An 8235-nucleotide genomic window follows, 5' to 3' on the forward strand; every position below is an offset into this window, starting at 1 on the left:
CGCATCCCGGGAGCTCTGCTCCAGAGGTGACAGCACCGCAGGCTGCGCGCTGGCCCTGGTCAGTGGCTCAAGGAGGGGGGCCAGATTTCGTGTCGCATCTGGGCCAGTTTTCGCTGTCGCCTGACAGGGGGCCTCAGACGGTGAGGAATTCCTTGATCACGTCATCGGAGAGCTGGTCGGTCTGGCCGCTGGAGACGATGCCGCCCCGCTGCATGGCGTAGTAGAAGTCGGACTGGCGCACGAAGTGCAGGTGCTGCTCCACCAGCAGCACGCTGATGCCGGTCTCTTTCATGATCCGCTGCACCGCATGTTCGATGTCGAGGATGATGGAGGGCTGGATGCCTTCGGTGGGTTCATCGAGGAGCAGCAGCTTGGGCTTGCCCAGCAGGGCGCGGGCGATGGCGAGCTGCTGCTGCTGGCCTCCACTGAGGTCGCCGCCTTTGCGCTTGAGGAACTTCTCGAGGATCGGGAAGAGATCGAAGATCAGCGGATCGATGTGGCGGTTCTTCTCCAGACCCCCGGGCAGGGCCTCCATGCCCAGCAGCAGATTCTCCTTGACGGACACCTGGGGAATGATGTCCCGGCCTTGGGACACATAACCGATGCCGGAGCGGGCCCGCTTGTAGGGCGGCTGGTTGGTCAGCTGACCATCCTGATAGGCGATCGTGCCGGATCGCTGCTGCAGCAGGCCGATGATGGTCTTGAGGAAAGTGGTTTTGCCGACGCCGTTGCGGCCGATCAGGCAGACCATCTTGCCTTCGTGGATGGTCAGATCCACGTTGCGGAGAATGTGGCTCTCCCCGTAATACACATTGAGGTCGGAGACCTGAAGCAGGGGCTGGGCGCTGGTGGTGGACATGGGCTCGCGGTGGGTGATGGTCGGGAAGCGATCAGTGTTCGGGCGGCCCCAGGTAGACCTCGATCACCCGCGGGTCGGCTTTGACCTTCTCCAGCGGTCCTTCGGTCAGCACCTGTCCCTGGTGCAGCACGGTGACATCGAAGCCGAGGTCACGGATGAACTCCATGTCGTGCTCGATCACCACCACGGTGTGGTCACCGGCGAGGGACTTGATCAGCTCGGCTGTGCGCAGGGTTTCCTCATCGGTGAGGCCGGCCACGGGCTCATCCAGCAGCAGCACTTCGGGAGCCTGGGCCACCAGGGAGGCAATGGCCAGCCATTGCTTCTGGCCGTGGGAGAGGGAGCCCGCCTTGACGGTGGCGAAGGGCGTCAGACCCACGTAGTTCATGATCCGATGCACCTCGTCCTTGGAGGACTGGGGCAGGCCGGAACCCAGCAGGCTGAAGGCATTCTTGACCGGTGAGGCGGAGAGTTCGAGGTTCCGCAGCACGGTGAGATTCTCGAACACCCGCGGGGTCTGGAACTTGCGGCCGATGCCATCCCGCGAGATCTGCTGCTCGGAAACGCCCAGCAGCGATTTGCCCTTGAAGGTCACCGATCCCTTCGTGGGCCGCACCTTGCCGGTGATGACGTCAAGGAAGGTGGTCTTGCCGGCACCGTTGGGGCCGATGATCGACTTCAGCTCACCCTTGTAGAGCTTCAGGCTGAGATCCGTGAGGGCATAGAAGCCGTCGAAACTCACGCTGACGTCATTGAGCTCGAGGAGAGGTTCTGACATGGACTTGGGAAGGGTGCGGAATCAGAGGAGCGGTCACAGCAGATTTGCCAGGAAGCAGTGTCCTGGTGAGCTAATCGACAGGAACGGCCTCCTTGTCGAGCTTGGGGTAGGTCTTGGCAGGTTTGGCGATGCCGAAGGCGGCCAGGAAGGTGCGGAAACCTCCTTTGGTGATCCAGCCGTAGATGCCATCGGGCATCAGAACCACCACGAAAATGAACAGGGCCCCCTGCACGAACAGCCAGGCTTCAGGCAGGGCTTCGCTCACCAGACTGCGCAGGTAGTTGACCAGGGTGGCGCCGATGATCGGTCCCACGAGGGTGCCCCTGCCGCCCACGGCCACCCAGATCACCATCTCGATCGAGAAGGAGATCGACATGTACTGGGGCGAGACGATGCCGGTCTGAACGGTGTATAGGGCTCCGGAGATGCCGCACAGCGCTCCCGCCACCAGGAAGACGATCGTCTTGAAGGGGACGGGGTTGAAGCCGGCGAAGCGCAGGCGACTCTCGTCGTCGCGGATGGCGATCAAGGCGTCCCCGAAACGGCCGCTGGTGAAATAACGGCAGACCAGAAAGGCCAGGGGCAGTAGTACCACGGTGAGGCGGTAGAACCACACCTGCATGTCGGGGGAGCCCACCAGCTGGCCGAACAGTTCGCTGGTGCTGGTCTTGAGGCCGTTGGTGCCGTCAAAGAGTTTCTGCTGGCCGTTGAAGAAGTGGAAGAAGACCATCAGAGCCGCCTGGGTGATGATCGAGAAGTACACCCCCTTGATGCGGTTCCGGAAGATCAGCCAGCCCACCAGGCCCGCCACCACCGCCGGAATCACCCAGAGGGCGATCAGGGTGAAGACCGGCGACCAGAACGGTTGCCAGAAGAAGGGCATCTGGTCGACGCCGTAGTTCTCGAAGAACTTGGGAATCCCGTTGCCACCGGCGAGGCTCTTGGTGTTGAGCATCAGGTACATGGCCACGGCATAGCCCCCGAGGGCAAAGAAGATGCCCTGCCCCAGGCTCAACAGACCGGTGTATCCCCAGATCAGGTCGATGGCCAGAGCTGTGATCGCCAGTGAGAAGTACCGGCCGAACAGGTTGAGCCGGAAATCATCCAGTGCTGCCGGCAGGATGAAGAGGGCGATCGCCAGGAGAATCCAGGGGACGAGTCGTTGAAAGAGTTTCACAGGTAGGGCCTCCTGGTGGGGAGATGGAACGGGAAGCAGCAGAGGGTGGGATTGATGGGGTCAGGCATCGACCGAGCGACCCTTCTGGGGGAACATGCCGTTGGGGCGGAACTGGAGGAAGACGATGATGAAGATGAACACCAGCACCAGCGACATGCTCGTGGTGGCGAAGAACTCGATCACCCCTTTGACCGCCGCTGGCAGATCCGGGAACATGGTGAGCAGGGTGCCCGAACCGATCACCGACTGGATGATTCCCAGCAGCAGCGAGGCCAGCACGGTGCCGAGCAGGTTGCCCACCCCACCGAGGACGATCACCATGAAGCAGGAGACGATGTAGGCCGCGCCGAGGTTCGGACCCACCGAACCGAGCAGGGTGATGGCAGAGCCGGCCACTCCGGCGAGGCCAGAGCCGATGCCGAAGGTGATGCTGTCGACGCGGTCGGTGGGAATGCCGAGGCAGTTGCTCATCTGGCGGTTCTGGGTCACCGAGCGGATGCGCAGGCCCCAGACGCTCTTGTTGAGGAACCAGTAGGTGGCCAGCAGCAACAGGGCCGACAGCAGAATGATGAAGATGCGCAGGCCGGGCAATTCGATGGTGCCGATCATCCCCCAGCTTCCCTGCAGCCATTTCGGAGCGGTGACGTCGATGTTGCGCGGACCGAACCAGGCCTTGGAGAGCGGACGGATTTTGTCCAACAGGTTGACGGCGACCAGGCCGATGCCGATGGCGATGGCCCAGCCCAGTCCGTTGAGATAGGTGAAGAATGGCTTGTCGGAGAACTTCGCTGCCAGCAACTTCGAGATAATGAACCCAACGACGACAGCCACGATGATGCCCAGCATCATCGCCGTCGAAACGCTTCGAACCAGCTGGATCAGAATCAGGCTGACCCCCCAGGTCGCCAGCAGTGTTTCGAGGGGGCGGCCATAGAGCTGCCGGATCAACGTTCTCTCCAGCAGCACCCCGATGAGCCCGGTCACGATGAACGCGAGCACCAAGGAGATCGGGAAATACAGTTCGAAGATCACACCACCCATGGGCTTGAAGGCCGATTGCACCACATAGGTGACATAGGCCCCGAGCATCATGAATTCGCCATGGGCGAGGTTGATGACACCCATCAATCCGAAAACGATGGCCAGACCTGTGGCTGCCAACAGCAGCACGGATCCGATGCTCAGGCCATCAAGGATCTGAGAAAAGAAAAGTTCCAACGGAATGAAGGTTGAACGTTAGATCCAGCGTTGCTTGGGCGACGCTGGATCGGGTCGAACGTGGTGGTGTGGAAGAAGGAAAGGGGGCGGTTCCCGGAGGAACCACCCGTCTTTCATTCCCTTACGGATCGCTCCGTGATCACATCCTGAACTTGCCGGCATCAGGCCGATCCTGGGTCCAGTCGCAGGTGTAGCCCTTGGTCTCAGGAACGAACTGGTTCCAGGGGATCGGGGGAATGGCCTTGACGCTGTCGTACAGGATCTTGAACTGTCCGGAGTTTTCCGCCTCGCCGATGAGCACCCGCTCGGAGGTGTGGTGGTTGGGGAACATCTTGATCTCGCCCTGGGGAGCGGCGAAGGTGATGCCGATCATGTCCGTGCGGACCTTGTCGAGATCCTCGAAAGTTCCGGCCTTCTCAACGGCATTCTTCCAGAGGTACACCATGTTGTAGGCAGATTCAGCCGGGTCACCCGTGACCCGATCGGCGCCATACATGGCCTGGAAGTCGGCGGTGAACTTCTTGGAGGCCGGGGTGTCCAGGCTCATGAAGAAGTTCCAGGCGGCGTAGGTGCCGTTGGTGTACTCAGGACCGATCTGACGGATCTCCTCTTCCGCGATCGAGAAGGACATGATCGGGTACTTGGCCGGATCGATGCCCGAGGCCTTGAACTGCTTGAACAGGGCGACGTTGGAGTCGCCGTTCAGGGTGTTGATGATGATCCCGCCATCCGGGAAGGCCTTCTTGATCTTGGCGATGATCGGGGCCACCTCGGTGTTGCCCAGAGGGATGTAGTCCTCGCCGACGGTTTCACCGCCAAGGGCCTTCATCTGCTCCTTGATGATGGTGTTGGCCGTACGTGGGTACACGTAATCAGAGCCAACCAGGTACACTTTCTTACCGAGCTTGTCGGAGAACTTGTCCATCAGCCACTGCACCGCAGGCTCGGCCTGCTGGTTCGGCACCGCGCCGGTGTAGAAGATGTTGCGGGAGCACTCCTGACCCTCGTACTGAATCGGGTAGAAGAGCATGTGGTTCTTCGACTCGAAGACCGGCAGCATCGCCTTGCGGCTGGCGGAGGTCCAGCCGCCGAAGACAACGGCGACCTTGTCGGAGTCGATCAGTTTCTGGGCCTTCTCGGCGAAGGTGGGCCAGTCGGAGGCGCCATCTTCGGCGACGGCCACGATCTTGTAGGACTTGCCGCCGACCTTGACGCCGCCGGCGTCATTGATCTCCTTGATCGCCATCTCCTCGACTTCTTTCAAAGTCGTTTCGGAGATGGCCATGGTGCCACTGAGGGAGTGAAGGATGCCCACCTTCACTTCGCCATCAAAATTGCCGCCGGACCCGGACTCGCCCCCGCAGGAGACGAGGGTTACGCTCACGGCAGTTGCGGCGATTGCAGCTGCCAGTCGCCTTGAAAGATGCAGAGACATTGAAGCCTGTTCAAGATGAATTGTAGTCGCCGTAACCGACGGCAAAGGGAAAGGTACGGAAGGACGTGGTTACCCCCGGTATCCAATGAGACAGAAAGGAGCCGAGGGCCTGCCGGAGTGAGGAATTGCACGTCGCCGACCTGTCGATATGTTGCATTACCTACGGTTTTGCTGATCAACGCCTGAAAGGCGAATACCAGATGCCTTGAGCGCTTGCTCGATTCAGGCGGCTGCCGGTTCAGGCAGCTGCCGCAGCAGGAAGCTTTCGACCCGATCGAGGCCCTCGCCGCTGCGCAGATTGGTGAAGCACCAGGGGCGACCGCCACGCATGCGTTCGGTGTCGGCCTCCATCACCGCCAGGCTGGCCCCCACCATCGGAGCCAGGTCGATCTTGTTGATCACCAGCAGGTCGGAGCGGGTGATGCCGGGTCCCCCCTTGCGGGGGATCTTGTCGCCGGCGGCCACGTCGATCACATAGATGCACAGATCCACGAGCTCCGGACTGAAGCTGGCCGCCAGGTTGTCGCCACCGCTCTCCACCAGCACCAGGTCCAGGTCAGGGAAGGTCTCCTCGAGTTCCTGCACCGCCGCCCGGTTGATCGAGCAGTCCTCCCGGATGGCGGTGTGGGGGCAGCCGCCCGTCTCCACCCCCCGGATCCGCTCGGGGGCCAGGGAGCCGGCGCGGGTGAGGAACTGGGCGTCCTCCTGGGTGTAGATGTCGTTGGTGACCACCGCCAGCTGCAACCGCTCCCGCAGCCGGCGGCAGAGGGCGTCGACCAGGGCCGTCTTGCCCGATCCCACCGGCCCGGCCACACCGACCCTGAGTTTGCTGCCCATCGCCCCAGTCCAGGATGGGTGCCATCCTGACGCCAGCGCCGAGGGCTGCGGTGAGTGACGGACCGATCCCGACGCTGATCCGTCGCTTCGAGCGCCTGGATGCGCGGCTCGTCGCCTCCGTGGTGGGCACAGGAGTGGTGGTCTGCCTCGGCTTCATTGAGCTGCTGCGCAGTCCGCTGCAGCAGCTCTCCAGGCTCACGATCGAACTGCTGGCGGTGCGGGCCCTGCTGTTCCTGGCCCCGCTGCTGGTCAGCCTGCTGCTGCTGCTCCGGGATGGCCCGCTGCTGCTCGCCGACCGGCGCCCCCCCGGCTCCTGGGGGGCCGACCTGCTGGCCAGCGGCCTGCTGAGCGTCGTGTTGCTGCTCTATTTCATGGCGGCGGTGATCATCACCGCCAGCCTCACACTCAACCAGGGGGATCTGGTGGGGGAGGTGGGCTTCCTGATCGGCCAGCTGGAGCCGGCCCGCTTCGCGGCCGCCCTGGCCAGGGCGGGGGCCTATGGCGGGATCTCTGCCGCCATCTGCCTGCATCAGGCCCGGCGCGGCTCCTCCAGCGCCGTGGGGATGGCCTCCCGCATGGCCCGGGCGCTGCGGCTCGGCATCGGGGTGATGGTCTGCCTCGACCTGTTCTGGACGATCGCCGTCGATCCCCTGCGCATGGGAGGGAACTGACCGTGGTCGCCACCCCGCTCGACACCCCTCCGGAGCCCGATCGTGTCCAGCCGCGGCGCCCCGGCCCCCAGAGCCTGGTCTTCCTGGCCGGAGCGGTGGCCCTGCTGGGGGTGTTCGTGCTGGGGATCGCCCGCGCCGGCAACTGGCTCGCACCCAGCGTCCGCCTGCAGTTCCGCACCCTCGACGCCGCAGGACTGCAGACCGGCATGGCGGTGAAGATCTCGGGGTTCGCCGTCGGCCAGGTGCGCCGGATCGTGCTGCAGCCCGACGCCCAGGTGCTGGTGGAACTGGAGCTGCGCGACCCCTACCGCTCCATGGTGGGTCGCCGCAGCCGGGCGGAACTGGCCCAGCTGGGGCTCCTGGGTGACAGCTACATCGCCATCACCCCCGATCCGGCGGCGATCGGCCAGCCCCCGATCGGTGACGGCGAGACGCTCGTGTTCACCAGCCGCCCCGACATCGAGGACCTGCTCACCGAGGTGGCCAGCAGCCGCATTCCCCTGCAGCGGGCCCTCAGCAGCGGCCTGAGCCTGGCGGAGACCCGCCTGCCACGCAGCCTCGACGAGCTCGATCGCACCCTGGTGGCCAGCCGCCGCCTGGCGACGCGCCTGGAGGCCGACACCCGGCGCAGCAGCAGCGAGCTCAACCGCACCCTGGGGGCCACCCGCGCCCTGGCCGAGCGGCTGGAGGCCCGCGCCGACGGCACCGCCGCCGACCTGTCCGCCCTGATCCGGCGGCTGGAGAGCACCGAATCCCAGACGCGACCGCTGCTGCTCCAGACCCTGCGCGAGCTCTCCACCATGGCCAGCGCCACCAACCGCCTGGTGAAGACGCTCAATGAGAGCTGGGTGATCGAGCTGATCGAGCGGACCGGGGAGCCCCGCGGTGAGCGCGGCCGCTGAACGCCCCGCCGGCCACCGGGCTGGTCGGCGGCGTCACCCCGTCACCCGGTCGGCCTGACGCAGCAGCTCCGGCGGGAAGGTCACCCCGATGGCCCGGGCCGTGCGGCGATTGAGCAGCAGCAGCTTCCGGGTCACCGGCTCGAAGGCCATGGTGGCGGGGGAGCGGCCGCGCAGCACCTGCACCGCCAGAGCACCGGCCTGGGCCCCATCGGCCTCCGGATCCCAGCCCACCACCGCCAGGCACCCCGGAGTGGCGATGTCGGCGGGATCGACGGAGTAGACCGGCAGGCGATGGCGCAGGCCGGCCGCCGCCAGGGCGGGGAAGCCCACGCTGGTGGCGTAGTCGCCCACCCGCACC

General features: G+C 64.4%; 9 protein-coding genes. 2 read left to right on the forward strand and 7 right to left on the reverse strand.

From position 1 onward, the window contains the following. Nucleotides 1-133: 133 nt before the first annotated feature. The 6 genes from urtE to ureG form a co-directional block, all read right to left on the reverse strand. Nucleotides 134-859: an urea ABC transporter ATP-binding subunit UrtE gene (urtE, locus tag VB737_RS12725; RefSeq protein WP_500313462.1), complete on the reverse strand. Its 726-nt coding sequence runs from the start codon at nucleotides 857-859 to the stop codon at nucleotides 134-136. A gap of 31 nt (nucleotides 860-890) precedes the next feature. Then, nucleotides 891-1637 carry an urea ABC transporter ATP-binding protein UrtD gene (urtD, locus tag VB737_RS12730; protein ID WP_500313464.1) on the reverse strand — a complete coding sequence of 249 codons (747 nt, stop codon included), beginning with the start codon at nucleotides 1635-1637 and terminating at the stop codon, nucleotides 891-893. Between the two features lie 70 nt (nucleotides 1638-1707). Further along, nucleotides 1708-2814, reverse strand: a complete 1107-nt coding sequence (gene urtC, locus VB737_RS12735) for an urea ABC transporter permease subunit UrtC (RefSeq protein WP_500313466.1) — start codon at nucleotides 2812-2814, stop codon at nucleotides 1708-1710. 60 nt (nucleotides 2815-2874) lie between these two features. Beyond that, entirely contained in the window at nucleotides 2875-4032 is a 1158-nt protein-coding gene (locus tag VB737_RS12740) for an ABC transporter permease (protein WP_500313467.1), read from the reverse strand. A gap of 139 nt (nucleotides 4033-4171) precedes the next feature. Then, nucleotides 4172-5467: an urea ABC transporter substrate-binding protein gene (urtA, locus tag VB737_RS12745; RefSeq protein ID WP_500313469.1), complete on the reverse strand. Its 1296-nt coding sequence runs from the start codon at nucleotides 5465-5467 to the stop codon at nucleotides 4172-4174. Between the two features lie 222 nt (nucleotides 5468-5689). Next, complete coding sequence (gene ureG / locus VB737_RS12750) at nucleotides 5690-6304, reverse strand: urease accessory protein UreG (protein WP_500313471.1); 615 nt, start codon at nucleotides 6302-6304, stop codon at nucleotides 5690-5692. A 50-nt stretch (nucleotides 6305-6354) separates the two neighbouring features. On the opposite strand from ureG, the gene VB737_RS12755 reads away from it, so the two are divergent. Both VB737_RS12755 and VB737_RS12760 read left to right on the forward strand, forming a co-directional pair. Continuing rightward, nucleotides 6355-6975: a hypothetical protein gene (locus tag VB737_RS12755; RefSeq protein ID WP_500313472.1), complete on the forward strand. Its 621-nt coding sequence runs from the start codon at nucleotides 6355-6357 to the stop codon at nucleotides 6973-6975. 2 nt (nucleotides 6976-6977) lie between these two features. Further along, entirely contained in the window at nucleotides 6978-7877 is a 900-nt protein-coding gene (locus VB737_RS12760; protein WP_500313474.1) for an MlaD family protein, read from the forward strand. Between the two features lie 33 nt (nucleotides 7878-7910). Here the strand turns inward: VB737_RS12760 and VB737_RS12765 are convergent. Next, on the reverse strand, nucleotides 7911-8235 hold a 325-nt coding region (locus tag VB737_RS12765), incomplete at its 5' end, for an ABC transporter substrate binding protein (protein WP_500313476.1).

This window comes from Synechococcus sp. BA-120 BA3, from assembly GCF_034931285.1.
Lineage (GTDB): Bacteria > Cyanobacteriota > Cyanobacteriia > PCC-6307 > Cyanobiaceae > Cyanobium.

Bases quoted from the DNA above. Each gene is read 5' to 3' on its own strand.
- urtA (WP_500313469.1), bottom strand. From the start codon at position 5,467: ATGTCTCTGCATCTTTCAAGGCGACTGGCAGCTGCAATCGCCGCAACT.
- urtD (WP_500313464.1), bottom strand. From the start codon at position 1,637: ATGTCAGAACCTCTCCTCGAGCTCAATGACGTCAGCGTGAGTTTCGAC.
- ureG (WP_500313471.1), bottom strand. From the start codon at position 6,304: ATGGGCAGCAAACTCAGGGTCGGTGTGGCCGGGCCGGTGGGATCGGGC.
- urtE (WP_500313462.1), bottom strand. From the start codon at position 859: ATGTCCACCACCAGCGCCCAGCCCCTGCTTCAGGTCTCCGACCTCAAT.